This is a genomic window from Streptomyces sp. NPDC001532, assembly GCF_040298625.1.
Taxonomy (GTDB): domain Bacteria; phylum Actinomycetota; class Actinomycetes; order Streptomycetales; family Streptomycetaceae; genus Streptomyces.
Genome location: NZ_JBEPAL010000041.1, coordinates 37,812 through 63,761, shown reverse-complemented (window position 1 = coordinate 63,761; position 25,950 = coordinate 37,812). Strand labels below are relative to the sequence as shown.

General features: G+C 72.8%; 22 protein-coding genes. 9 read left to right on the top strand and 13 right to left on the bottom strand.

Annotated elements, in window-relative coordinates:
• Positions 1-46: 46 nt before the first annotated feature.
• The 5 genes from ABT232_RS30085 to ABT232_RS30065 form a co-directional block, all read right to left on the bottom strand.
• Positions 47-394 carry a tetratricopeptide repeat protein gene (locus ABT232_RS30085; protein WP_351845582.1) on the bottom strand — a complete coding sequence of 116 codons (348 nt, stop codon included), beginning with the start codon at positions 392-394 and terminating at the stop codon, positions 47-49.
• Positions 395-661: 267 nt separating this feature from the next.
• Entirely contained in the window at positions 662-1,105 is a 444-nt protein-coding gene (locus ABT232_RS30080; RefSeq protein ID WP_351845580.1) for a MarR family winged helix-turn-helix transcriptional regulator, read from the bottom strand.
• Positions 1,102-1,590 (bottom strand): MarR family winged helix-turn-helix transcriptional regulator, encoded by a 489-nt coding sequence (locus ABT232_RS30075; protein ID WP_351845578.1) that lies wholly within the window; start codon positions 1,588-1,590, stop codon positions 1,102-1,104. The genes ABT232_RS30080 and ABT232_RS30075 overlap by 4 nt, the downstream gene beginning before the upstream one ends.
• A gap of 180 nt (positions 1,591-1,770) precedes the next feature.
• Complete coding sequence (locus ABT232_RS30070) at positions 1,771-2,736, bottom strand: pirin family protein (protein WP_351845576.1); 966 nt, start codon at positions 2,734-2,736, stop codon at positions 1,771-1,773.
• Positions 2,737-2,975: 239 nt separating this feature from the next.
• The gene (locus ABT232_RS30065) at positions 2,976-4,262 is read right to left on the bottom strand and encodes an MFS transporter (protein ID WP_351845574.1); all 1,287 of its coding nucleotides are present in this window, start codon (positions 4,260-4,262) and stop codon (positions 2,976-2,978) included.
• A gap of 313 nt (positions 4,263-4,575) precedes the next feature.
• On the opposite strand from ABT232_RS30065, the gene ABT232_RS30060 reads away from it, so the two are divergent.
• The 7 genes from ABT232_RS30060 (at position 4,576) to ABT232_RS30030 (ending at position 11,756) form a co-directional block, all read left to right on the top strand.
• Positions 4,576-5,538: an aKG-HExxH-type peptide beta-hydroxylase gene (locus tag ABT232_RS30060; RefSeq protein ID WP_351845621.1), complete on the top strand. Its 963-nt coding sequence runs from the start codon at positions 4,576-4,578 to the stop codon at positions 5,536-5,538.
• A 378-nt stretch (positions 5,539-5,916) separates the two neighbouring features.
• A complete protein-coding gene (locus ABT232_RS30055) occupies positions 5,917-6,957 on the top strand; it encodes a radical SAM protein (protein WP_351845572.1) in 1,041 nt (346 codons plus the stop codon).
• Between the two features lie 46 nt (positions 6,958-7,003).
• On the top strand, positions 7,004-7,255 hold the full coding sequence (locus tag ABT232_RS30050; RefSeq protein WP_351845570.1) for a hypothetical protein: 252 nt from the start codon (positions 7,004-7,006) through the stop codon (positions 7,253-7,255).
• Positions 7,252-7,443 carry a hypothetical protein gene (locus tag ABT232_RS30045; protein ID WP_351845568.1) on the top strand — a complete coding sequence of 64 codons (192 nt, stop codon included), beginning with the start codon at positions 7,252-7,254 and terminating at the stop codon, positions 7,441-7,443. Before ABT232_RS30050 ends, ABT232_RS30045 begins: the two co-directional genes overlap by 4 nt.
• A gap of 81 nt (positions 7,444-7,524) precedes the next feature.
• Positions 7,525-9,885, top strand: coding sequence for a B12-binding domain-containing radical SAM protein (locus ABT232_RS30040; protein ID WP_351845566.1), 2,361 nt, complete (start codon positions 7,525-7,527; stop codon positions 9,883-9,885).
• Between the two features lie 3 nt (positions 9,886-9,888).
• Positions 9,889-10,503, top strand: a complete 615-nt coding sequence (locus ABT232_RS30035) for a GNAT family N-acetyltransferase (protein WP_351845564.1) — start codon at positions 9,889-9,891, stop codon at positions 10,501-10,503.
• Entirely contained in the window at positions 10,500-11,756 is a 1,257-nt protein-coding gene (locus ABT232_RS30030; protein WP_351845562.1) for a cytochrome P450, read from the top strand. Before ABT232_RS30035 ends, ABT232_RS30030 begins: the two co-directional genes overlap by 4 nt.
• An 88-nt stretch (positions 11,757-11,844) precedes the next feature.
• On the opposite strand, the gene ABT232_RS30025 is transcribed toward ABT232_RS30030, so the two are convergent.
• From ABT232_RS30025 to ABT232_RS29990, 8 genes are all read right to left on the bottom strand, one after another.
• Positions 11,845-12,510 carry a hypothetical protein gene (locus ABT232_RS30025; protein ID WP_351845560.1) on the bottom strand — a complete coding sequence of 222 codons (666 nt, stop codon included), beginning with the start codon at positions 12,508-12,510 and terminating at the stop codon, positions 11,845-11,847.
• A 12-nt stretch (positions 12,511-12,522) separates the two neighbouring features.
• Positions 12,523-13,002 carry a DUF6114 domain-containing protein gene (locus ABT232_RS30020; protein ID WP_351845558.1) on the bottom strand — a complete coding sequence of 160 codons (480 nt, stop codon included), beginning with the start codon at positions 13,000-13,002 and terminating at the stop codon, positions 12,523-12,525.
• Positions 12,993-13,613, bottom strand: a complete 621-nt coding sequence (locus tag ABT232_RS30015; protein ID WP_351845556.1) for a DUF6230 family protein — start codon at positions 13,611-13,613, stop codon at positions 12,993-12,995. Before ABT232_RS30015 ends, ABT232_RS30020 begins: the two co-directional genes overlap by 10 nt.
• A gap of 397 nt (positions 13,614-14,010) precedes the next feature.
• On the bottom strand, positions 14,011-14,478 hold the full coding sequence (locus ABT232_RS30010; RefSeq protein WP_450872055.1) for a hypothetical protein: 468 nt from the start codon (positions 14,476-14,478) through the stop codon (positions 14,011-14,013).
• A 228-nt stretch (positions 14,479-14,706) separates the two neighbouring features.
• A complete protein-coding gene (locus ABT232_RS30005) occupies positions 14,707-17,499 on the bottom strand; it encodes an alpha/beta hydrolase (RefSeq protein WP_351845554.1) in 2,793 nt (930 codons plus the stop codon).
• Positions 17,500-17,691: 192 nt separating this feature from the next.
• The gene (locus ABT232_RS30000; RefSeq protein ID WP_351845552.1) at positions 17,692-19,158 is read right to left on the bottom strand and encodes a Gfo/Idh/MocA family protein; all 1,467 of its coding nucleotides are present in this window, start codon (positions 19,156-19,158) and stop codon (positions 17,692-17,694) included.
• Positions 19,159-19,370: 212 nt separating this feature from the next.
• Positions 19,371-22,745, bottom strand: coding sequence for a pyruvate carboxylase (locus ABT232_RS29995; protein WP_351845550.1), 3,375 nt, complete (start codon positions 22,743-22,745; stop codon positions 19,371-19,373).
• A gap of 141 nt (positions 22,746-22,886) precedes the next feature.
• Positions 22,887-23,345 carry an ATP-binding protein gene (locus ABT232_RS29990; protein ID WP_351845548.1) on the bottom strand — a complete coding sequence of 153 codons (459 nt, stop codon included), beginning with the start codon at positions 23,343-23,345 and terminating at the stop codon, positions 22,887-22,889.
• 301 nt (positions 23,346-23,646) lie between these two features.
• Here ABT232_RS29990 and ABT232_RS29985 point away from each other — a divergent pair, with 301 nt between their 5' ends.
• Both ABT232_RS29985 and ABT232_RS29980 read left to right on the top strand, forming a co-directional pair.
• Entirely contained in the window at positions 23,647-24,486 is an 840-nt protein-coding gene (locus ABT232_RS29985; protein WP_351845546.1) for a SigB/SigF/SigG family RNA polymerase sigma factor, read from the top strand.
• Positions 24,487-24,708: 222 nt separating this feature from the next.
• The gene (locus ABT232_RS29980; RefSeq protein ID WP_351845544.1) at positions 24,709-25,932 is read left to right on the top strand and encodes a PP2C family protein-serine/threonine phosphatase; all 1,224 of its coding nucleotides are present in this window, start codon (positions 24,709-24,711) and stop codon (positions 25,930-25,932) included.
• Positions 25,933-25,950 lie beyond the last annotated feature (18 nt).

Genomic DNA, 25,950 nt, shown 5'->3' with positions numbered 1-25,950 from the left:
GGGCCCGGCTCCACAGGGGGGAGCCGGGCCCGTTCCTCATCGGTGCTCAGAGCTGCGCGAAGTCACCGGCCAGGGCCGAGGCGATCCGCAGATGCGGCTCCGCCTCCCGCTGCCGCCCCTGACGCTGGAGGGTGCGGCCCAGCATCAGCCGCGCGTAGTGCTCGACCGGATCGCGCTCCACGATGACCCGCAGCTCGGTCTCGGCACGGCTCAGCTGCGCCGAGTGGTAGTAGGCGCGGGCCAGCAGCAGACGCGGACCGGTCTGCTCCGGCTCCTCCTCGACCAGTGCGTCCAGGACGCGCGCCGCGGCGGCGTAGTCCTTGGCGTCGAAGAACATCCGCGCGCGCTCCCAGCGCTCCGCCGGCGTCCCGTGGTCGTAGTACGTGGTCTCCACTGGTGACCTCCTCACGGGCGCTGTAACCACGGCGGGAGGTTGAACATTCCACCGGGTGCGGGCGGGTCGCCGGAGGTCGTTGGGGACGGCGAACGGCGCCCTACTTCACCTTGTGCGGCTTCTTGGGCTTCTTCACCTTCTCGTCCGCTTCGACCTGGACCTGTCCGCTGTCGGAGACGGCCGACGCGGCTTCCATGGCAACCGACGACAACGCGGCGAGGCGCGGTGCCAGGCGCCGGGAGCCCGGCATGATCGGCGAGACGCCCCCTAGGCCTTGAGCGCGGCCAGTTCCGCGTCGGCGCGTTCGGTGACCAGGTGCAGCACCCGGCCGGTGGCGATCAGGTCCTCCTCGGGGATGCCGGCGTAGATACGGGCGGACACCTCCCCGGTCTCGGCGGACACCGCGGTGAACAGCGCGCGTCCGGCGTCCGTGACGCACACCGCCGAACCCTCCGGCTCGATGAGCCCCTTCCCGGCCAGCTCGTCCACGGTGCGCTCGACGACCGCCGGATCGGCCTTCAGGCTCGCGACGACCTCGCCGACGAGCGCCGCCCGTTCGACCGGCGTGCCGGCGACGGCGACCGGCCGGAGCGTCACCGACTGCTGGAAGTCCAGGTCATGGCGGGCCAGTACGGTTTCCAGCACGGCGCGGGCGGCGTAGTGGGCCAGCGCTGTCGTGCGGCTGTCGGCGGGGGCTGCGGTGGTGGTCATGACTGCTCCTGCTTGTTCTCGTGGTCGGTGGATGGATCAAGCGGTGCGTCGAGCAGGGTCGCGAGATCGCGGGTGAACTCCCGGGCGCGCGGGCCGTCGATCCCGCCCAGAGGCTCCAGCAACTGCCGCAGCAGCCCCTGGACGACACCGATCGCCTCACGGGTGACCTCCCGGCCCCGGGCGGTGAGCGCCAGCTGCACGGCGCGCGGGTCGCGCGGGTCGCGGGTGCGTTCCAGGAGCCCGGAGGACTCCAGGGCGCGGGCCAGCTTGGACACGTAGAGCGGTTCGAGTCCGGTGTGGTCGGCCAGCCGGCGCTGGCTGGGCCGCTCCCCGGCCCGCTGCATCCCGTACAGCGAGGCCACCAGCGAGTACTGAGCGTGTGTCAGCCCCAGCGGAGCCACCGCACGGTCGACCGCCACCCGCCATTTCATGGACAGGCGCCAGACCAGAAAGCCGGGCGTCGCGCCCTCGTGTGCCGTTCCCATGATGGATACAGTACATAGCTACTATGTACATGGCCAGTATTTTCTCGGGACGCTCCGGAGGGCGGGCGGGGGGACCCCGGACGTCGACGGTGCAGCCGCCGTGCCGGATGTGTGGAGCGCGTTCCCGGGCCGGGAGCTGGTCGTCACCGAGGGCGCGCGAGCGTGCCGCGCATGCCGCGACTACCGCACGCGGCCGCGCGGCTTGAGCGGAGTCGCCGGCAGCTCGGGGGCCAGGAGCCGGGCACCGTCGTAGCCCTTCACCTCGCCGAAGCGGTCGCCCGTCATCCAGTCGGCGCGGGCCTGCTCGATCTCCGCCTGCGTGCGGCCCACGAAGTTCCACCACATGATGAGCTCCTCCGCGAACGGCTCACCGCCGAGCAGCATCACACCGGCGTCCGACTCGGCGCGCAACGGCAGTTCGGTCCGGCCGCAGCCGAGGTAGAGCATCGAGCCCGGCAGTACGGGTACGCCGTCGACGCGCACTTCGCCGGACATCGACAGCACCCCGTACTCGAAGTCCGGCTCCAGCGGCAGGCGGACGTCCGCGCCGCCGGCGAGCGCGAGGTCGGCGCCCACGATCGGGGTGTAGGTGGTGCCGGGTGACGTCGTGCCGTCGAGCGCGCCGAGGAGGAGGGTCGCCGTGAGTCCGGGCGCGGTGACCCGGGGCAGCTCGGCGTGGTGCTCGAACGTCGGTTCGGTGTGCCGGTGGGCGTCCGGCAGCGCGACCCAGAGCTGCGCGCCGTGCAGAAAGCGGGCGTGCGGCCGCGGGCTCTGCTCCGAGTGGCTGATCGCCCGGCCGGACGTCATCAGCCCCAGCTCGCGTGGACGGATCGTCCGCAGGCTGCCCGTCGAATCGCGGTGCAGCACCTCGCCCTGGTGCAGCCAGCTGACTGTCTGGAGCCCCATGTGCGGGTGCGGCGGCACCTGCATGCCGGGCTCGTCGGCGATGTCATCGGGGCCGTAGTGATCGACGAAGGCCCAGGCGCCGATCATGCGCCGGCCGAGGTTCGGCAGCAGCCGGCGCACCTCGGTCGACTCGCCGAGCCGCACGGCGCGGGGGCTCAGCAGCTCACGGACGGGTTCGGCGACGACGAAGCCGCGGCCGCCGCAGACGCTCGGCACCGGCGCACGGTCAAGGTTGCTCATGCGGCACAACCTAGCCGGGTGCGAGCCCCGGTGCGGGCGGAATGCGCGCGCTGCCCCCGTCATCGCGGCGATTCCGGCGAACAGCGCGGGTATTCGGGCCGACGCGACCGGTGGTCGGTGCAATCATCGGTGTAATGATCGGTGCAATCACCGGTGCAATGGCGGGACGGCGTTCTCCCGCTCACGGCCGCTCGCATTTTCCGACTGCCGCATTTATCTATCGGATTTGTCCGCCGTATTCACTCCGCCGCTTTTCGGTGCGGCGACGATTCGCTGCCCGCTGCCGCGTCCGCCCGCTCCGGCGGGGCGGACGGCACTCTTCGCAGGAGCGGAAGGCAGGCCAGCAGGAGCAGGCCGGCCGCAGCCCACGGCGCGCCCGGACCGACGTCCTCGGCCAGGACGCCGCCCAGCGCGGCACCCAGCGGCATGGTCCCCCACGCGGCGATCCGGTAGCCGCTGGTGACCCGGCCCAGCATGCCCGGTGGCGCGAGCCGCTGCCGCAGCGAGACCGTGCACACGTTCCACAGCACGACACCGGCACTGTTCACCGCCAGCATCAGCGCGACCAGCGGCCACCAGGGCACCACCGCGACGACCAGGTAACTGAGCCCCGAGACGGTCACCGACACCACCAGACTCCGCCCGGAGCCCAGCCGCCGCGCCGTCCGCGCCGCCGCCTTGGCCCCCGCCAGACTGCCGAGCGCCGCGGCCACGAGCATCAGGCTGTAGCCGTACGGCGGCAGGCCGAGCCCTCGGTCGACGTACACCACGAGCACCGCGTACACCGCCTGTTGGCCCACACCGAGCACCGCCACCACCACCATGAGGCGGCGCAGGACCCGGTGGCCGCCCAGCAGCCGCAGGCCGGACCAGGTGTCGCGCAGCAGCCCCCGGACCCCGCGATCCGCCGGCCCGCCGTCGGTGCCATGCCCGCCCGGCCGCTTCGAGGGCAGCCTCAGCAGCAGCAGTCCCGAGCCGAGGAACGACACCGCGTCCACCACGAACGGCAACGGCTGCCACACCGCCCACAACGCCGCGCCCAACGGCGGGCCCACGAAACCGGTACCGGTGATCTGCGCCGCGATGATCCGCGCGTTCGCCCGCTCCAGCTCCCGGTCCGCCGCCAGCGACGGCACGACCGCCTGGGCCGCGCTGTCGAAGAACACCTCGGCGAGCCCGGACAGGAAGGCGAGCAGCACCAGCAGCGGCAGCGGCACCCACCCGGTCACCGCGCACCCCGACAGCAACGCCAGCACCGCGCACCGCGCCAGATCGGCGCCGACCATGGAACGCCGGGCGGGCACACGGTCGACGAGGGCGCCGATGAACGGGGCGAGCAGCCAGGCCGCCCGGCCGGCGGCCGCCACCACGGACACCCAGAACACATCCCGGGTGACGGCCGCCGCCAGCATCGGCAGCGCGGCGAACCGCACACCGTCGCCGACGGAGCTGATCGCGTTGGCGGCGACCAGACGGCCGAGCGGCCCCGCTGTGCGCGTGCGAACGAAGGAAGGGACGGACTGCACCACGCCTCGGTACCCGGGATCCCGTCCTCCGCACACGAGCCGACGCGACTTTAAGTGTTCTTTTCCGAGCCGCCGGTAAAAGGTGATCCCGGTCATCACGAGTGGTTGACACGCAATTGCCGTGCGTGGCAGGTTCGTTGGACCAGCTCGGTTCGCCAGGCTCGCCGAATTCGGTGAGCGGAGCCCGCATTTGAGCAGGGACACCGGCATGCGACAGCCCAGCGTTGTGACGCTGGCACGGCATCCCGTTTTCGCCGATGCCGCCAGCATCATCGATCGGTTATACGAAACCTACGATTTCCTCTTGGAGTGCGTGGCCTCCGACCTCTGGCCCCCCGCGCCGGACGGACGCCGGATCCCACGCGACACCGCCCTCGAACCCACCGTCCGGCACGGACTGGACCTGGCCGTGCGGCACATCCGGCAGCCCCGGGACTGCCGGGAGCAACTGGCCGCGCTCGCCGTCGAACTCCGCGCCACGCCGGAGGCGACACTCGCCGCGGAGGCCGAACGAGCCGGAGTCCGGCAGGTCGTCGAGGCGTCCGGCGAACGCGTCGAACTCCTCGCCGAACCGGCCCTGCCCGCCCGGACCCACCACGACTTCGCCGCACTCTTCCGCAGACACCTGAGCGCCGGCGAGGGCGCCGACCAGCTCGCACCCCTCTCCCCGTGGCAGGCCCAGATCGCCCGCGAGGCGGTCGAGTTGATGCTGGAGACCGCGCCGGAACTGAGCGCCGGACTGTTCCGGCACGCCCGGTACGTCGTCGCCGTCGACGGACCCGACGCGTTCGACAGCGCCTCCACCCGCGAGATCCCCGGCGCCGCGTTCGTCGCACTGCGCTGCATGCGGACCCCGGAACGGCTCGCCGAAGCGCTGCTGCACGAGTTCGTGCACCTGCGGCTCTACGACCTCCAGATGACCCGGTCCGTGTTCGCACCCGACTACGACACCCGCACCGCACCCACGGTGGCCCCGGAGTGGCACCGCGACTCGCCGGTCCCGCGCTGGCCCGTCGACCGCGCACTCGCCGCCGCCCACGTCTACGTGCACCTGTCCGCCTGGTTCGAGGAACGGGCCCGCGCCTGCCCCGACCCGGAGCTGGAGCGCTCCGCGGAGACCACCGCCTTCCGCGCCGCCAGCCTGCTCGACAAGGTCGCCCGGCACACCGACCCGTGCCTCGGCCCGGCCGGCGCCGACTTCCTCGGCTGGCTGACCCGCGAGCACCGCCGGAGAACCGTCCCCGTCCCGGCCGCCGACACACGGGTGCCGTCGTGATCCGACGCACGGCGCCGCATCGGCCGCCCGTGGCCGACGTGGCCGAAGCGGCGGAAACCGCGTAAGCCGTAGACGTCGAGGAAGCCGCGGGACCCACCTGAGCCGCGGACGTCGAGGAAACGTGGAAGGCGCGTAGACCGCGTAAGTTGCTAGACCGCGTAAGCCGCGGACGTCGCCAAAGCCCTGTGGCCCGCCGAGCCGAGAGCGACCGCCAAGCCCTTCACCCCGCCGACGAGCCCCAGCGCCCCGGCCCCCACCTGGCCCCTGGTCCCACCTGGGCCCCCGGCCCCGACCCCCACCGCGCCGCGCGCCTCCTCCGCCGCGGCCGCCTTCTCCAAGCCAAGGCACACGCCACCGTGCCGCACAGGACGGAGACCCATGGAACTCGTGCTGCATCAGCCCCTCAAGAGCTGGTTGCAAGTCACCCAGTCGTGCAACCTGAAGTGCCGTCAGTGCTACGGCGACTGCGGCGCCCGGCCGCGCGACGACGAACTCAGCCGCGCCGAGTACGCCAACCTCATCCGGGAGATGGCCGACTCCGGACTCATCGAGGTGTTCGTGGAGGGAGGCGAACCGCTCCACCGGCCCGACGCCCTCGACGTCCTCGCCGAACTGACCCCGCACGTGATGACCCGGCTGCGCACCAACGCCACCCTGCTGTCACCGGAAGTCGCCCACCGGCTCAAGGAGATCGGGATCGGCGAGGTGTACGTGGACGTCATGGGGGCGACGGCCGCCACGCACGACTGGCACGTCGGCGTGCCGGGCAGCTTCGAGCGCACCGTCGACGGGGTGAAGAACGCCCAGGAGGCCGGGCTCCCGGTGTCCCTGCTGGTCATCATGACCCGGCGCAACGTGGGAGAACTCCAGCAGGTGCTGGACATGGCCGCCCGGCTGGGCGTGCCCCGCGTCGGCGTCCTGCGGCTCTACCCGCTGGGCCGGGCCCGCACCCAGTGGAAGGAGCTGGCGCTGCGCCTGCCGGACCAGATGGCCGCGCTGGACGCGCTGCGGGTCCCGCGGTCGGTGCACCTGATGACCTCCTGGCATCCCAAGGACGGCAACTGCTGCTGGCAGAACGCCGGCGTGGACGCCACCGGCCGCTCCGTCGGCTGTGCCTATCTGCGCGACTACACCGACTACGGGAACGTCCGCGAGATGAGCTTCCTGGACACCTGGAACGACCCGGTCTACGTGCGCAACCGCGCGGGCCATGTCGACGGGGGCTGCGACGGCTGCGAGGAGACCCAGGGCTCCTCCGGCGGATGCAGGTCCACGGCCTTCGCCTTCACCGGGCGCTGGGACGCCCCCGACCCGTTTTGCTCCGAGACGAACGGAGGGATCGATGTCTCTCAGCTCCCCGACGACCTCGACCGACGGCGCGTCAGCCCCGCCGTACCGGCGACGAGCCGACTGCTATGAGCAGAGCCCCGAAGCCAGGTTCCGCCCGATCCCGGAGTGGAACTGCATGCTCGCCTACACCCCGCACAAGCCCGCCATCCACTACCTCAACCCCGTGGCCTGGGTGGTCATCGAGCTGTGCGACGGATCGTCCGGATCGCAGATCTACGCCGCGTTGAAGCAACTCGACAAGGGTCGGATCGGTGAACCGGAACTCAAGGAGGCGTTCGAGTCGGCCATGGACCAGCTCGTGCACGGTGGGCTGGTCGCCACCACCCGACCGATTCGGCCCCCGGACCGGAAGGAGGTGAAGTCATGACGAAGAAGAAGACGGACCTCGAGCAGCTCATGGCCGCGGCCGGCGCGACCGGTGAGGGCCCCGCCGTGGAGGTGGTGCAGCCCGAAGTGCGTACGGGCGCGCAGTACGCACTGCTGCCGTCGATGAAGGCCAAGCGCCCGGACGCGTCCGGTGCCGCGGCGCAGTCGGAGGCGGACAGCGAGAAGTGACACCGGACGTCCGGTGCCACGTCGGCCGGCACCCGGGTACCGCCCGGGTGCCGGCCGGCCCCGAGAGCGAGGGGGAAGAAGATGGGCAAGAAGACCGTCCTGGTGAACCCGCCCCTGTGGAACGCCTACGCGCCGCATCTGGCCGTCCCCCTGCTGCTGGGCGACCTGAGGGCCCGCGGGCACGAGGCCGCCGCCTACGACCTGAGCATCGAGTGCGTCGACTGGCTGCTGTCCCCGGCCGCCCTGACCCGGCTGCGGGACAAGGCGCGGCGGCGCCGGACGGCCGGCCTGCGCGACGAGTGGGCACGGCAGCGGGCGCTCCTGGTCGCGCCGGCCGCCATCGCCGGCATCGAGGAGGCGAAGGCGCGCTGGAGGTCGCTCGCCACCCTGCACGAACCCGAGACGTTCCGCGCCGCGCGGCGCACCCTGCGCGACGCGCTGTGGCTGATCTCCGGGGCGTTCCCCGACTGCGAGTTCGACCTGGTGTCCAACACCTCGGCCTACTCCGCCGACTCCACTGCACAGGTGCTCGCCGCGGCCACCGACCCCGACGGCAACCCCTACCGCTGGGCCTTCGAGCGCATGCTCGACCGTGAACTGTTCCTCGATCCGTCCGTCGCCGTCGTCGGACTGAGCATGTCCGCCGACACCCAGCTGATCGCCGGGGTCACCTTCCTGCGGCTGCTCAGGGAAATGCGGCCGGACGTCCATGTGGTCCTCGGCGGCAACTACGCGACCCGCCTGGTGGACCGCTGGACACACCGCCACCCCCTGTTCGACCTCGTCGACACGGTGGTGACGGGCGAGGGTGAGGGCGCCCTCGCCGCGGTCGTCGAGGGACTGGACGCGCCCAAGGCGCACGGTGCCGACTTCCGGGAGGGCATCCCGGGCGCGGTCTGGGACGACCACGGCATCCTGCTGCGCACTCCACGCGAGAGCGCCGACATCTCGGCCGCCGCCCGGCCCGCCTACGCCGATCTGCCGCTGCACAAGTACCTCGCGCCCGGCCCGGTCCTGCCGGTGTTCGCCTCCCGCAGCTGCCCGTGGGACTGCGCCTTCTGCTCGATCCCCTTCGCCAGCAACTCCTTCCGGCAGCGCCCCGCCGCGGCGGTGGCCGACGAGGTGCGCGCCCTGCGGACGGAACTCGGCACCCCGTACTTCATGTTCGTCGACGAGATCATGAGCCTGCGGACGCTGCGCGGTGTCGCCGAGGAACTGGTGCGGACGTCGGCCGGCGTCCGCTGGTACGGCGAGACCCGGTTCGCGCGCGGCCTCGACGAGGAACTGGCGCGGCTGCTGTACGAGTCGGGCTGCCGCCGGATGAACTTCGGCCTGGAGTCGGCCAGTCAGCGTGTGCTGGACCTCATGCGCAAGGGCACCCGGATCGACGACGGCTGCGCGAACATCGAGGCCATGCTCTCGGCGGGCGTGCCCCTGCACCTCTTCGTCATCCACGGCTTCCCCGGGGAGACGGAGCAGGAGGCGGCGCGGACCGTGGCGTTCGCGGAGGGCGTCAGGCGCCTGTCCGCCGACACCTACGGCGTCCCGCACACGACGTGGGGCGGCTCCCCGTTCGTCCTCGACGTGCACTCGCCGGTCGGCACGAGCCCCGACGCCTTCGGCGTCCGTATCGAACCCACCGACCCGGCGGACGACTTGAGCCTGTGGCGGAACTACACGGTCGGCTCCGGACTGTCCCAGGAGGCCAGTGCCAAGGTCGCCGAGACCGCGGCGGGCTCCGTCAGCGACACCAACGTCTGGTTCCGGGCCGCCCGTGACCCGCTGGCCCGGGAGATCGAGGAGTTCACCTTCCTGCGGGCCTGTGTGGCGGCGCCGCTGCCCGAGACACCTCCCGTCCCGCTGTTCGACTGGCCGCCGCCGGAACCGGACGCCCGGCTCACACCGGCCCCGGAGATGACGTACAGCCGGGTCCCATGGCCGGCCACCGAGACGGACACCACTCCCGCGACGGCCCTGTACCACCCGGTGCACGACCGGTTCCTCCAGCTCAACGGCCCGCACATGGACTGGGCCGAGACGGACGGCCTGACCTGGCGCGAGCTGGAGACCTGGCTGGCCGACCACGGCTGCCACTACCTGGGCGCGGACCCCGCCACCACGGCGGCGCTGCTGGTGCGGCACGGCTTCCTGGTCCCCTCGCGACGGCGGCCCGAGCCGTCCGGCGGCCGCCTCCGGGCCGAGATCGGCATCGCCGTGGACAGCCGCGACGGCGTCCACTGCCTCACCAACCCCGTCACCGGTGTGTCGGTCCGGCTGCGCGGCCCGGCCCTCGGCACCTGGGAGCGGTGGTCGAGCGGCCAGGAGACCGGGACGGACCCGGCCGTCACCGACGCCCTGGCACGCTACGGATTCCTGTACCGCGGCCCGGCCGACGCCCTGACGGCACGGGCCGCCCACGTCACCCAGGGACAGGCGGTGTGAGAAGTGGAGCAGTTCCCCGTTCCCGATCCCGGCTCTATTCCCGATCCCGTTTCCGACCTCGCTCCCGTTCCGGGCCCCGTTCCCGGGCCCGGCCCGCTGGCCGTGCGGGCGCTGCGGCCGGAGGACGAACCCGACGCGGCCCGGCTGCTCGCGGCCTGCGACGACTATCTCGTCACCGCCACCGGCTCGCCCGCCCTGCCCGCGGACGTGCAGAGCCTGTACTACTCGTTGCCGGAGGGAGCGTCGTACGAGCGCAAGCACCTTCTGGTGCTGGTCCGTGAGGACGTCCTCGTCGGCCTGGTCGACGCCGTCGAGGACCATCCCGAGACGGCCACCTGCTCGGTGGGCCTCTTCCTCCTCGCCCCGCGGGCCCGTGGACAGGGCCTCGGCACCCGGGCGGCACGGTATCTGCTGCGGGCTGCCGCCGCCCGCGGGACCCGGCGGGTCACGGCGACCTGCCCGCGGGGCTGGGCACCCGGCAGGGCGTTCCTGACCCGGCTGGGCTTCGAGATCCACGAGCCGGCCCCGGAACCGTCCGCCGTGGTCGGCAACCGGCTGCGGCGCCCGGCGGAACGGCACCTGTGCACCGCCGTGCGCCATCTCCCGGAGGCCTCGTGACGGCCGTACCCGCCGTCCTCGACGTCGGCCCAGGCGGCGTCGAGGCGGACATCGCCGAGGCGTACGCGCTGGTCCGCGCCTTCGACGCGGACGACCGGGGACCGCTGGCCGGTGACCCGCACGCCGAGTTCGCGGCGCTGCGCGAGCGGGGCGCGGTGCACCGGTCCACGCTGGAACGGGTGTTCCTCGGCGCGGAGGTCTCCGGCGCGGACGTCTCCGGCGCGGACGCGCTCCCGGTCTGGCACGTGGTGTCCTACGCGGCGGCCGAGCGGGTCCTGCGCGACGAGCAGGCCTTCTCGTCCTCCGCGTACGACGACAGCATGGGCCGGGTGATCGGACGGTCCTTCCTGGAGATGGACGGCCATGAGCACCGGGTGTGGAAGAACGCCCTGCACGGCGGCTTCCACCGGCACAAGGTGCCGGAGCTTCGGGCCCGGCTCCGCACCGACCTCGTGTCGCGGCTGCGGCTCCTGGCCGACCGGGGCGGCGGCGACCTGGTCGCCGAGGTCGCCTTCCCGGCGGCGCTGACGACGATCGCGGACCTGATCGGCTTCCCGCCCGGCACCCGCGTCGGCACCCTGTACACCTGGGCGGTCGGGCTGCTCGACGACACCGACGGAAAGATCGCCGGCGCGATGGCGGACTGGCTCGGCACCCCGTCGGCGTGGCCGGCGGACAGTCTGGTGGGACGGCTCCTGCGCTGCGACGACCCGGAGGTGGGCACCGGTGCCGAACTGCTGCCCGCGGTGCGGCTGTTGCTGTCCACCGGTACGGAGCCGCCCTTCCGCTCCCTGGCCACTTTGATGTACGTCGCCCTGGCCGATCCGCGGGTCCTGGAGACCGTGCGCCGGGACGCGTCCCGTGCGTCCGCCGTGATCGAGGAGTGCCGGCGCTGGGAGAGCCCGCTGACGTGGGCGCTGCGCCGGTGCGTCGCTGACACGGAGCTGTACGGCGAGCGGCTGGGCGCCGGTGACCTGGTCTGCGTCAACCTGGCGTCGGCGAACCGGGACGGGCGACGGTGGGCCCGTGCCGACCGGTTCGACCCGGACCGGCCGCCGCGGCCGCACCTGGCCATGGGAACCGGCCCGCACATCTGCCTGGGCCGGCACCTCGCGGCGCTGGAGGCCGGGGAGCTGGTGGACGCGCTGCTCCGGGTGACGGCGACCGGCCGACTGCCGGGTGTCGTCCTGGAGACCGACGGCGTGTCAGGTCGCGGCTTCCGTTCGCCCCGGCGGCTCGTCCTTCGGTGGTGACCCCGCCGCCGTCGGGCGGGGTCACGAACCGCGGGCCCATGGGGCCCGTGGCGGGTGCGCGGGTGGGGTCCGCGCACCCTGTGTGGGGTCAGGGGCCGACGGTGATCTGCTGGGTGGGGTCGGTGGTGTCGGCCACGGTGTAGGCCAGGTTGACGGTGGAGGTCGTCGCGCTGGTCGGACAGCCGAAGGTGCCGGTGACGGTCACGGGCACCACGGCGTTCACGAACGACAGGCTGGAGGGCGCCCCGTTGGTCCAGGTGCCCGCGATGGGCGCGGCACCGCTCGGGGCGGAGACGATGGTGCAGGTGGCGAGGCCGGTGGTCTTGACGACCAGGCCGCCCTGCGGGACGGTCAGCGTCGCCGTGGAGGGGCTGCCGTTCTGGACGGAGATGCCCCAGGTGCCGCTGGTGGTGATCGTGGGGGTCACCCCGGGCAGGCTCGAGGTGCAGGAGCTGAAGGCCGGGGCGGCGATGGTGGAGGACACCGGGCCCGCGGCGTTCTGGTTGCCGGGCGCGGCGGGGACCTGGCCCGTCGTGGTGGAGACCGAGCAGGTGAGCGTCACCGAGCCGGCCTTGAACGTGGCCTTGCCGGATAACGTCGCCTTGTAGGCGTGCCCGGCCGGGGTGACGGTGGTGGAGGCGGCGGCCGCGGTCTGTGCCTCCGCGGCCGATCCGGCGATCAGGAGTGCGGCGGTCGCGGCGGCTCCGGTGGCGGTGGCCAGCAGGGCTCGCGCACTGTGGGGACGCAGTGCCATGTCGTGCTCCCTTCAGAGCTGTTCGACGGATGTCGGATGAGCGGTCGGTGCGTCGTGGTGCCGGGTGGTGCCGTCGGGGGACGGGTGGGGGTGCGGGTCGGGGAGTGGTGTCTCGGCGGTGGGCGGCGCGGGCTCCGAGGCGGCCGGCAGCGGCTGCCAGGCGAAGATCATCGAACCGCCGACGATGCCCAGGAGGGTGCCGAGCAGGAACCCTCCCAGGTTGGACATGACCAGGGCGGCGACGGCGAGGAGCACGGTGACCGCGCCGGCCAGGCCGCGGTAGTGCGGGGCGACCCAGGCGGACAGCCCCATCATGATGATCATCAGCCCGAGCAGGACGGACGGGAGTCCGGCGATGCCCTGCTGAAGCATGACCTCGAGCGGTGCGAGGGGCAGGACGGTGATCTCCGCTCCGGCGAGCACGGTGACCAGGCCGCCCCAGAAGGGCCGGCTGCGGCGCCAGGTGCGCCAGGCGTGCCGGCTCAGAAGCATTCCGTCTTCCCCTTCGAGATCTTCATCTTGAGCCCGGACAGCTTGAAGGTGCCGGCGTTGGCGGCCCAGGCCACCTGCTTGAGGTCGGAGATGGTGATGTCGTCGGCCTGCTGGGAGAAGGCGTCCTGCATGCCCTGGGCGCCGTCGGGGCCCTTGTCGAGCGTCGAGGCGTCCCGGCCGATCTCGATGTTGTGGAAGGAGGCGTTGCCTTCCAGCTGGGTGGCGTCGAGGAACAGGTTCTCCGCCTCGACCGGGGTGGCGCCGGTTCCGGCGGTCAGGTTGAGCGAGACGTCGCCGAGGACCGGCAGGCTGGTGACCACCGACTGGCAGAGGCTGTCGATCCGCGCGGTCCTGATGCCGACGGTGGCGACCGGGAGCAGGTCGTTGCGGGCGTTGGTGTCGATGTTGCCGTACTGGGCGAAGCCCTGGCCGGTGAGCCGGTCGGCGGAGACCTTGAACTGCTGGCCCGAGACGGCGAACGAGGCGGCGAGCACGCCCTGCGCCAGCGCGATCCCGAGGGCGGCGGTGGCGGCGCAGCCGGGCACGGCGAGCAGAGCGAATCGTCTCCACCTGATCCGGCCGACAACCTGACTGCCTTGCACGTCTTTCATCCCCTTTGTCCTTTCGATCGCGAAAAAGAGCGCCCTGTGAGGGAGGGGCGTGGTCGATCGGCGGCGTGAGCGGGAGCGCGTGAGCGGTCGCGCGGAGGCCACGCCGCGGAAGGCGGTGCGAGGGTTACTGACGAGTCAGGTTAAAGGCGCCAGCGGGCGTTGGCATAGTTGCCGGGGGAACAGTGTTTCGGTCATGTTTCGGCCGGGCGAATCGGCGGTGAACCGCTTTCTCCCGGCCGCTCAGAGCCCCGTTGAGGCCGTGGGTGACCATGGCCGGTTCCGCACACGCGTGCCCGCGCGGCACCCGGGTGATCTCCCGGTTCCGAGCGGGCACGCGGTGGTCGCGCCGAGGGCTCACGGCCCTGCACGCGCTTTCAGGATCTGGCGGCCAAGAGGCTCAGCAGCCGCCGCAGTTGTAGTACAGGACGTCCCAGTGGTTGCCCTCGTCGGCGTAGATGTTGCCCGAGCCGGACCGCCACTGCGGGGCGCCGTCACCGCGCACCCCGATGTACGTGAAGGTGTTCTTGATGTAGTTCCCGATGCAGGTGTACTTGCTGTAGTCGAGCTTGTAGCCGTTCCAGTGCGAGTACGTGCCGGACGCGTGCCCGGTCTCCGTGCCGCCGGTGATGTTCAGCGCGCACCCGCTGGCCCGCTTCAGGGTCTGGGCGCCCTGGGCGGTGGCGAGGTTGAGCTGTTCGAAGGACGTACACGTCGAGTTGTTGCGGTCGGAGCAGCCGCCGGAGGACGACCAGGTGATGCCGACCTCACGGAACATCGAGGTCGCGGTGGCATGGCTGATCTTGGTGACGGCGAACGCCTCGCCGGCGCCGCCGACGACGACGATTCCCGGGGTGACGAGGAGCACGAGCGGTCAGGATCGAGCGGATCCTCCCGCCCCTGAGGGCCTGGCGGGCCTTGTGGGCCTTCATGCGGAACCCTTCCTGCGAGAAACCGAGTTGCCTATGAGGTGACTGTGCAGGCGGTGCAGCCCAGATGATGCCCGAGGTCTACGCGCGTCCGCCAGAGGTCCGGCGACGCGAAAAACGGCTCCGGCGGGACGACCGTCCCGCCGGAGCCGCGCGAACCGGAAGAGCTACGACGCGTCGTGGACCGTACCGGTCACCGGCGGGCCCTGCGGCGCGCCCTCGTCGTCGGTCGGCTGGAGCACCACGTACTCCGCGGGCTCGGCGCGCCGGTCGCGGACGGTCGGCATCGAGACCTCGGCGCTCCGGCCACCGGGCGGGACCGCGGCCCACAGTCCGAAGTACTCCAGCCGGGAGAGCGGCACCTCGTGCTCGGGCACCTCCCCGATCATGTCGCGCAGCCACGCGGGGTCGAGGTCGCCGGTGGACAGCTCGGGCCGGCCGCCCGTGGACGCGACCGCCAGCGACGCCGTCAGCTGCACGTCGGCGGGCGCGGAGAGCGAGACCTTCCAGCGCAGCGGCTTGCCCTCGGTGACGTCGGCGGCCACCGGCGTCACGTCGATCCGCGGCATCGGGTCGTCGTTGCGGACCGTGACACCACCGGAGTACGAGCCGACGACCGCGCCGCGGACCGCCTTCACGAGCAGGTTGTGCGAGACGTCGTAGCCGTAGCGGGGGTTGCCCTCCACGCGGACCGTCACCTCGGTGACCGGGTGTCCGGGCCGCAGGCGGACGAGCCGGTGCCGGGTCGCTCCGGTCTCCGGGTCCACGACGTACAGCCGCACCGTGCCGCTGCCCGGGCCGAAGACACGCACCGGCACCTGATAGGTGCGCACACCCGAGTCGCCCTCGTCGACCGTCGTGCGGCCGATGTCGACCCGGGTCAGCGGGGCCGGCCGCACCGCCGGCGTGCCCGGGCTCCAGGCGTGGGCGTCCATCAGCCACGCCTGGCCCGAGCGTGAACGCGGCGTCAGTTCCAGCGTGGTGACCCGCGCGAGGTCGAGTCCTGCCTGCCGGGCGACGGCCAGCGGCACGCGCAGCTCCTGGGCCCAGTGGGAGGCCGTGCGCTCGCTGCCCGGCAGCCCGTCGATCCGGACCCCGCCGAGGACGGCACGCCGGCCGGCCGCGTCGGTGACGGCGACGTCGAGACGGGTGTCCTCGCTGTTCGGCGGCACGATGACGCGCAGCGCGAGACTCTTCGCGTCCTTCAGGGAGACGGCCTTGCCGGGACGGATCAGGGTCGCGGCACCCGGTGCGGTCCAGCGCAGCGCGACGGCCCGGCGTCCGGCCTCGCGCTCCGGCCACCAGCGCGCGAAGTGCGGTGACGCGCCGGACGCGTCACGGCCCAGGCAGGCGGCGCGAGGGTCCGGGTCGACCGCGGCGCACAGCCGTCCGCCGGTCACCTTCACCGTGTCGTCGGGCCGGAACCCGGCACCGCGGCCCGCGCCCACCGCGTGCGTCAGGACCCGGGCGGGACCGGCCGACTGGGCCCGGCGGCCGGTGCCGTCGATCAGCTCGCGCACCCGGTCGTCACCGGCGACGAACAGCCGTGCGGCGGCGGCGATGTAGGTGGCGCCGGCGCGGTGCTGCTGCTTCGCGGTGAGGCGGGTGGCGCTGCCCGGGGAGCAGACCGGGTCCTTGGCCGCGGGATCGTCCCAGAAGTCGTCGCTCGCCGGAGCCGTCGCCTCGCCGGGCGTCCATTCGCTGTTGAAGAAGTTGTGGTTGGCGCCCGGGATGTAGACCGCGCTGTGCAGGGCCTTGCCGCGGCTCACGCCTCGGGTGCCGTCCACGTACACCTGGCCCTGGAGGTCCGAGACGTCGCCGTCGCAGCCCGGCAGGATCGTCAGCGACGGCACGTCCGGCACCGGGTTCTGGCCGAAGACGGTGGGGCCGATGAGCACGGTGCCGCGGATGGTCCAGCGGGCCGGCGCGGGGTGGCCGTCCTGCTCGGCGGGGGGCGGGTAGAGGCTGTCCAGGGCGGCTCGGTCGACGCCCTCGCCGCCGCGTGAGTGGCCGACGAGCAGGACGCGGGACAGATCGGCCGTGGGCGCCTCGCGGACGGCCGCGGGGGCGGTGGCCGGTGCGGCGGCCCAGCCCGCCCAGCGCGCCAGGTGGGTGCGCACCAGCGACGAGCGGGCCTGTGCGCCCGCGTCCTCGGCGTCGGCGTCCTGGCCGTTGATGCCGTTGGCGGCGACGGACACCGTCACATAGCCCTGGGAGGCGAGCAGCTTCTGGTCGCGCAGATAGCCGCGGTGGCTGGGGATCGGCTGGGCGCCGGAGGCGCAGGGCCAGTCGATCGTGACGTCCGCCTCGCTCCCGCCGGGGACGTGGCAGGTGGCGTGCCGGCCGTGCAGGAAGAGCACGAGGGGCCGCTTGCCGGTGGCTCCCTTCGGGGCGACGACCAGTCCGCGCATCTCGACGGGCGCGGTGTAGCCGGGCAGCCGGATCGGGTCGAGGGCGTACTCGCCGGTGGTGGTGCCGTACCGGCCCGGCCTGCCCGGGTCGACGGCGCTCGCGGGCAGCCGGTCGGGCGGCTTCGGGGCGCGCGGCGCGGCGGCGTCCGACCGGTCCGCGGCGGCCGGTTCACGGTCCAGCCGGCGCCCGCCCGCCACCACCTGAAGACCCGTCAGCCCGCCGGGCGCGCTCATGGCGGCCTCCTTCAGGGGCAGCCGGAAGGTGCGGCCGTCGGCGTCCGCCTCCGGTACGCCGACCAGGCCGCCGCCGGTGCGGAACTCCACGCGCGCGTCGCCGGGCGGGACGCGCCGCGGCGCACGCCACTCGAGTGCCTCGCCCTCGTCCGTGGTGGTGATCCGCCAGCCGGGCGGCAGCTCACCGCCGCCGTCGTACGACGCGACGGCGGCGGCGTCGGGCGGCTGCGGCCGGGCGTGGGCCACGGCGGGCGCCACACCCGCCAGCGTCACCGCGGCGATCGCGGCGGCCCAGGTCTTCCGGGCACGTATCAACGACCCTCTCCTCACATCCTCGTACGGGAAGCGCCTTGGGTGCGGGCGCTCCTCGGGCTGGAGGAGGGCGAGAGGGGGCCCCGGGTTGCCCATGGACGCGAAACAGCCCGGAAGCGGCTGGAAAACCGTCACTGGCGACCGGCCCGGTGACCGGACACCGTCACCGGCGACCGGCCCGGTGACGGACCGGACTCAGCCGGCCGGCGGCATCTCGGCGGGCCGGGAGTCCAGGCCCGTGCGGTGGTTGACCCAGGAGCCGCGGGTGAAGTCCGGCACCGCGACCGGACGGCCGCCCGCCGCCAGCGACTTGACGCTCAGCGGGATCGGTGAGCACCAGACGGCGCCGTCGTAGACGTCCATGTCGGGGACCAGTCCGGCGCGCATCTGCTGGACGGTACGCCATTGCAGGACGTAGTCCATCCCGCCGTGTCCGCCGTTGTTGGCCGCGTCGTCGCCGATCTTCCGCCACAGCCAGTGGTCGAACTCCTTGAGGTAGCTGTCGAACGCCCGCCAGGTGTGGCCGCTGTGGTCCGGCTCGATGTACACCCGGCCGCCGCCCGCGGACGTGACGCCCGCGTAGTCCTCGAAGATGCCGCGGCTGCCGGCGAGCGAGTTGATACGGCTGTAGGGGCGCGGCGAACTGACGTCGTGCTCGGCGCGGACGACCCGGCCGCGCGCGGTGTCGATCAGGCAGGTGACGAGGTCGCCGTTGACGTAGGTCTCCTTCCAGCTCGGGTGGGACTTCGGCACGAAGCGCGCACGGTAGTCGGCGAGGCCGCGGGGCTCGGTGGCGGTGGCCCGCAGGGCCGTCATCCGGTCGCCGCGGTTGATGTCCATGGCGGCGGCGATCGGGGCGAGGCCGTGCATCGGGTAGAAGGACGCGGTGCTGCGGGTGTGCCACAGTCTGCGCCAGGCGTCGGTGTAGTAGGTGTCGGAGAACAACAGCGCGCGCAGGTCGTGCAGATAGCCGCCGTGGCCGTTGGTGACCTCGCCGAACAGGCCGTCGTGGGCCATCCTCAGCATCGCCAGCTCGTTGCGGCCGTAGGAGCAGTTCTCGGACAGGATCAGATGGCGGCGGGTGCGCTCGCTGGTGTCGACGAGGTCCCACAGTTCGTCCAGCTCGGTGGCGATGGGCAGTTCGACCAGGACGTGCTTGTCGGCCAGCAGCGCCGCGCGGCCCTGCTCGTAGTGGAACTCCCAGGGTGTGGCGATGTAGACGAGGTCGATGTCCTCGCGGCGCAGCATGCGCGCGTAGGCGTCGGCGGAGCCGCCGTACTCGGCGGGCCGTGGCCGGCCCTCGGCGACGAGCCGGTCGGCGGTGCGTCGGGCGCGCTCGGCGCGGATGTCGCACACGGCCGTCACGGTGCAGCCCGGTACGGCGGCCCAGCCCGAGGACATGCCGTGGCCCCGGTTGCCGAGGCCGATCATGCCGACGCGGACCGTGCGGTGTTCGTCGAACGGGACGCCGGTCATGGACTTCTGGCCCGGCCGGCGGTCCGGCGCGCGGTCGGCGGCCGGTGCCGCGGGCGCCGCCGCGGCTGTCGCGGTGAGGGAGGCGGGCGCGGCGGCGGCGCCGGTGCCGAGTCCGGCGACGACGGCACCGGAGGCCAGGGCACCGCCCATGACGGCACGGCGTGAGACAGCGGGGATTTCAGGCATGGCGCGGATCGCTCCTTATGCGTGGCGGCCGGCTGCTCTTGCTGCCGCATGACTTTGTCCACGCATGACGCGCGTGTCAATAGGTGCTCGAAAAGAAGGAGTTGCGAGCAGAAATGAGCATGCTGCCGTGGCTGAACCTCACCGGGCAACAGAACGGCCCCGCCCGCCGTCGGTTCGACGGCGGGCGGGGCCGGGCTGCGGTGCCGCGTGGTTCAGACGATCACGACGAGCAGATCCCCGCCTTCCACCTGCTGGACGCGGTTGATGGCGAGCCGGCTCACCCGGCCGGACGTCGGGGCCGTGATCGCGGCCTCCATCTTCATCGCCTCGATGGTGGCCACCGTCGCGCCCGCCGCCACCTCGTCGCCCTCGGCCACCGACAGCGTCACCACACCGGCGAACGGGGCCGCCACATGGCCCGGGTCGGTCCGGTCGGCCTTCTCGGTGACGGGCGCGTCGGCCGCGGCCGCGACGTCCCGCACCTGGATCGGCCGCAGCTGGCCGTTCAGGCTGGACATCACCGTACGCATACCGCGCTCGTCGGCCTCGCCGATGGCCTGGAGCTCGATGAGCAGCCGCACCCCGGGCTCCAGGTCGACGGCGTACTCCTTGGCCGGACGCAGCCCGTAGAAGAACGCCTTGCTGTCCAGCACACCGGTGTCGCCGTACGCGTGCCGGTGGGCCTCGAAGTCCCGCGTGGGGCCCGGGAACAGCAGCCGGTTGAGGGTGGAGCGCCGGTTCTTCTCCAGGCCGTCGCGGTCCTCGTCGGTCAGCTCCGTCACCGGCCTGGCCGCGCCGCGCCCCTTCAACGCCTTGGTGCGGAACGGCTCCGGCCAGCCGCCCGGCGGGGTCCCCAGCTCACCGCGCAGGAACCCGATCACGGAGTCGGGGATGTCGAACCGGTCCGGCGACCTCTCGAAGTCCTCCGGCGTCACCCCGGCGCCCACCAGGTGCAGGGCCAGGTCACCGACCACCTTGGAGGACGGCGTGACCTTCACCAGACGGCCGAGGATGCGGTCGGCGGCGGCGTACATCGCCTCGATCTCCTCGAAGCGGTCGCCGAGGCCCAGCGCCACCGCCTGGGTGCGCAGATTGGACAGCTGCCCGCCCGGGATCTCGTGGTGGTAGACGCGTCCGGTCGGCGAGGCCAGCCCGGACTCGAACGGGGCGTACACCTTCCGCACGCCCTCCCAGTACGGCTCCAGGTCACCGACGGCCTGGAGGTCCAGTCCGGTGGGCCGGTCGGAGTGGTCGGTCGCGGCGACGATCGCCGACAGCGACGGCTGCGAGGTGGTGCCCGCCATCGAGGCGACGGCCCCGTCCACCGCGTCCACGCCCGCCTGGGCCGCCGCCAGGTAGGTGGCCAGCTGGCCGCCCGCCGTGTCGTGGGTGTGCAGATGGACCGGCAGGTCGAACTCGCGGCGCAGCGCCGACACCAGCGTGGCGGCGGCCGGCGCGCGCAGCAGCCCGGCCATGTCCTTGACGGCCAGCACATGCGCGCCGGCCTCGACGATCTGCTCGGCCAGCCGCAGGTAGTAGTCGAGGGTGTAGAGCCGCTCGGAGGGGTCCGACAGGTCCGCGGTGTAGCAGAGCGCCACCTCCGCGACCGCCGTGCCCGTCTCCCGTACGGCGTCGATGGCCGGCCGCATCTGGTTGACGTCGTTGAGCGCGTCGAAGATGCGGAAGATGTCGATGCCGGTGGCCGCGGCCTCCTGGACGAACGCGTCGGTCACCTCGGTCGGGTACGGCGTGTAGCCGACCGTGTTGCGGCCGCGCAGCAGCATCTGGAGGCAGATGTTGGGCACCGCCTCGCGCAGCGCGGCCAGCCGCTCCCAGGGGTCCTCGGCGAGGAAGCGCAGCGCCACGTCGTAGGTGGCGCCGCCCCAGCACTCCAGGGAGAGCAGCCCGGGCAGGGTGCGCGCGACGACCGGGGCGACGGCCAGCAGGTCCTTGGTGCGCACCCGGGTGGCCAGCAGCGACTGGTGGGCGTCGCGGAAGGTGGTGTCGGTGACGCCGAGGGTCGGCGACTCGCGCAGCGCGCGGGCGAAGCCCTCGGGGCCCAGCTCGGCGAGGCGCCCGCGCGAGCCCGCGGGCGGCGCCCCGGCCGGCTGCGGCGGCAGCTTGGTGGTGGGGTCGAGCAGCACCGGCCGCTCGCCGTGCGGCTTGTTCACGGTGACGTCGGCGAGATACGTCAGCAGCTTCGTGCCGCGGTCGGCGGAGTGCCGCGCGGTGAGCAGGTGCGGACGCTCCTCGATGAACGAGGTGGTCACCCGTCCGGCCTGGAAGTCCGGGTCGTCCAGCACGGCCTGGAGGAACGGGATGTTCGTGGCGACACCGCGGATGCGGAACTCGGCCACCGCACGCCGCGCGCGGCCGATCGCGGCCGTGAAGTCCCGGCCCCGGCAGGTGAGCTTCACCAGCATGGAGTCGAAGTGCGCGCTGATCTCCGTACCGGCGTGCGTGGTGCCGCCGTCCAGGCGGATGCCCGAGCCGCCGGGGGAGCGGTAGGCGCTGATCCGGCCGGTGTCCGGGCGGAACCCGTTGGCCGGGTCCTCGGTGGTGATCCGGCACTGGAGGGCGGCGCCGCGCAGGGTCAGGGTCTCCTGGGAGAGCCCGAGGTCGGCCAGCGTCTCGCCGGAGGCGATGCGCAGCTGCGCCTGGACCAGGTCGACGTCGGTGACCTCCTCGGTCACGGTGTGCTCGACCTGGATGCGCGGGTTCATCTCGATGAAGACGTGATTGCCGTCCCGGTCGAGCAGGAACTCCACGGTGCCGGCGTTGCGGTAGCCGATCTCCCGGGCGAACCGCACCGCGTCGGCGCAGATCCGCTCCCGCAGCGCGGGGTCGAGGTTCGGCGCGGGCGCCAGCTCGATCACCTTCTGGTGGCGCCGCTGGAGCGAGCAGTCCCGCTCGAAGAGGTGCATGACGTTGCCCTCGCCGTCGGCGAGGATCTGCACCTCGATGTGGCGCGGGTCGACGACCGCCTTCTCCAGGAAGACGGTCGGGTCGCCGAACGCCGACGCCGCCTCGCGCGATGCCGCCTCGATGGACTCGCGCAGCACCGCCGGATCCTCCACGCGGCGCATACCGCGGCCGCCGCCGCCCGCGACCGCCTTGACGAACACCGGGAACCCGATGTCCTCGGCGGCGCGGACCAGCTCGTCCACGTCGGTGGAGGGGGCCGAGGAGCCGAGCACCGGCACACCGGCCGCCCGTGCGGCGGCGACCGCGCGGGCCTTGTTGCCGGTCAGTTCGAGGGTGTCCGCGTCCGGGCCCACGAAGGTGATGCCGGCCTCGGCGCAGGCGCGGGCCAGCTCCGGGTTCTCGGACAGGAACCCGTAACCCGGGTACACGGCGTCCGCGCCGGCCCTGCGGGCGGCCCGCACGATCTCCTCCACGGACAGATAGGCGCGCACCGGGTGGCCCGGCTCACCGATCTGGTACGCCTCGTCGGCCTTGAGCCGGTGCAGCGAGTTGCGGTCCTCGTGCGGAAAGACGGCGACCGTGCGCGCGCCCAGTTCGTAGCCGGCGCGGAACGCGCGAATCGCGATCTCGCCTCGGTTGGCGACCAGCACCTTGCGGAACATCCTGGATCCCTTCGGCCTGCCGGTGACGAGGACCATGGTCTCGGTGTGGGCCCTTTCTGGCCATGTGAGCCGGGCCACTTGCCCGGTTCAGCGACACGTCCGGGCGCCGGCGGGACCGCCGCGCGGGTGGCGGCCGGGAGGTCAGCGCCCGTCCGGGCGGTCGAGGGACAGCACGGCGGTGACGTCCTTGCCGGTCGCCCGCGGTGTCGCCTCGAACCGCAGGCTCAGGACGTGCACCAGGTGCAGTCCGTGCCCGCCGACCCGGGCCGGGTCACGGGCCGGAAGACGCGGCAGCACGGCGGACGTGTCCTGGACGGTGATGCGCAGCCGCCGGTGCTGCGGGTCGACGTGCAGCGTCAGGACGCACGGCCCGGGGGCATGGCGGACGGCGTTCGTGACGAGTTCGCTGGCGACGAGGCGCGCGTCCTCGACCGCCCGGTGGTGGGGTGGCGGTTCGACCTGGTCCAGCAGGGTGGTGACCGCGTGACGTGCCTCGGCGATGTCGGGGACCGTGAGGTCCCACGCACAGGTCAGGCCGGTGCTGACGCGGTCAGGTGCTGCCTGGACCTTCCTCGCCGATTGCCTGAGCGAGATCTCCATGCAGAGTTCCTTGGGTACGGGTGGTGGCTCGTTCGATTGCGCGGGCTATGTCGTTCGTATACGCATACCCACATCGTCGGAAGGCAGGGGTGCGGCCTGAGAATCGCACAAGTCGCACACATGTCGGGGCAGTTGCGGCAGGCCCCACGGACACCCCGGACGGTGTCCCGGTTCGCCCGGGGCGGAGCGCGCCGCCCCTCGGTCCGAGTCTTGCCGGGATGTCGGAAAACAATGCTGCATAGCGTCGGAGGTTGGGGGTAGACGCCGCCAGAACAGCCGGACTCTTGCGAATGGGCGGACGATGACGACGTCGGTGACGACTGACACGGAGGCGACGACGCTTCCGGGGGTGGAGAACCCTGCCCAGGTGACTCCGCAGGACGCCAGGGCGCTGACCAGGCTGTTCCTGGAGCGGCTGGCCCGGCTGGAGGAGGGCACCGCCGAGTACCAGTACGCACGCGACACCCTGATCGAGATGAACCTCTCGCTGGTCCGCTACGCGGCGGCCCGGTTCCGCAGCCGGGGCCGGGAGGAGATGGAGGACATCGTCCAGGTCGGGGTCATCGGCCTGATAAAGGCGATCGACCGGTTCGAGCTCTCCCGGGAGGTGGAGTTCACCAGCTTCGCGGTCCCCTACATCGTCGGGGAGATCAAGCGGTTCTTCCGTGACACCTCCTGGGCGGTCCATGTGCCGCGCCGGCTCCAGGAAGCGCGTGTGCAGCTCGCGCGGGCCACCGACGAGCTCACCAGCCGGCTGGGCCGCACGCCGACCGTGCGCGAACTGTCCCAGCTGATGAGCCTGCCCGAGGAGGAGGTGGTCGAGGCCAGGCTGGCCGCGAACGGCTACACCTCCGCCTCCCTGGACGCGGCCGTCGGCGCCGGTGAGGACGGGGAGAGCGCCCTCGCCGACTTCGTCGGTGCCGAGGACGCGGCGCTCGGCCTCGTGGAGGACGTCCAGGCACTGGCGCCGCTCATCGCGGGGCTCGGCGACCGCGACCGCCTGCTGCTGCACCTGCGTTTCGTCGAGGAGCGGACCCAGGCGGAGATAGGGGAGCGACTGGGGGTCTCCCAGATGCAGGTCTCCCGTCTGCTCGGCAAGCTGCTCGGACGGCTGCGCGCCGGACTCATGACCACGCTCTGAGTGCCCGCGGGCCGGGCGATCCTCGCCCGGCCGGCGCGCGGGCGGTCAACGTCCGTACGGCAGCGGCGACTTGTGAAGACCCGGGGTGGAAGTCGCGGCCGTCGTGCGGCCATGATGTAGGTGACTGGTGAAGATCGGATTGTCGTTCCGCGTGTGCTCGACCGTCGTCGGCCGACGGTGCCCGAGCCCATGCGGCGTTCACGGGGCGGGAAGGTCGGGACGATGGTGACGTCACAGGCCGGGGCTGCCGACCTGATGTCAGCGGCCCAACGCGCCGCCGAGGCGGAGTGGGAACGCTGGGAACCGCTCGTCCTCCTGGTGGAGGACGACCCCGGCGACGCGCTGCTGGTGGAGGAGCTGGTGGCCGACAGCGCCGTCAAGATGCGGCTGCGCTGGGTGCGCTCGATGACCGAGGCCGCCGAGGCGCTCGCCACCGAGGTCCCCGACTGCGTGCTCCTCGACCTGCATCTGTCGGACGCCAAAGGGCTGGAGGCGGTCTCACTGGTGCAGGCGCACGCCGACCAGGTGGCCGTCGTCGTCCTCACCGGACTCGCCGAGGAACAGACCGGCCTCGCCGCGGTCGCGGCCGGCGCACAGGACTACCTGGTCAAGGGCCGGGTCGAACCCGAGCTCTTCGGCCGGGCGGTGCGCTACGCGATCCAGCGCAAGCAGGCCGAGCAGGCGGCGGTGGCCCTCCAGGCCAGCCAGATGCAGGCCCAGGAGAACGCCCGGCTGGAACGCGGGCTGCTGCCCCGCCCGCTGCTGCGCGCCGAGGGCGTGGAGGTCGTGGCCCGCTACCGGCCCGGACGGGCCCAGGCGCTGCTGGGCGGCGACTTCTACGACATCGTGCAGAGCGCCGACGGCACCGTCCACGCGCTGGTCGGCGACGTCTCCGGGCACGGCCCGGACGCGGCGGCGCTCGGCGTGGCGCTCAGGATTGCCTGGCGCACCCTGGTCCTCAGCGGGATAAGCGGTTCCGAGCAGATGGGCCGGCTGGAGGAACTGCTGGTGGCGGAACGGGCGAGCGACGAGGTCTTCGCCACGCTGGTGAGCCTGGCCGCCGTCCCCGGGGAGCAGGGGGCCAGCGTGGTGCGGGCGGGCCACCACGGGCTGCTCCAGCGCACCGGACGGGACGTGGAGTGGGTGGAGGTCCCCGGCGGACCTGCGCTGGGCATGGTCCCCGGCGGCGCGCGCTGGGGGTCCGCGGAGCTGCCGGTGCCGACCGGGTCCTCGGTGGTGCTCTTCACCGACGGGCTGTTCGAGGGGCATGTGAGCCACGGCCCGCAGCGCCTGGGGGAGGAGGGTCTGCTGACCCTCGCCCAGGAGGCGGCCGGGCTGCCGCCCGAGGCCTTCGTGGACCGGCTCATCGGAAAGGCCGAGAGCCTGGCCGAGGAGCGCGGCGGCCTGGCCGACGACGTGGCCGTCGTCCATCTGAGCTGGAACTGAACGAGTGGAACGAGTGGT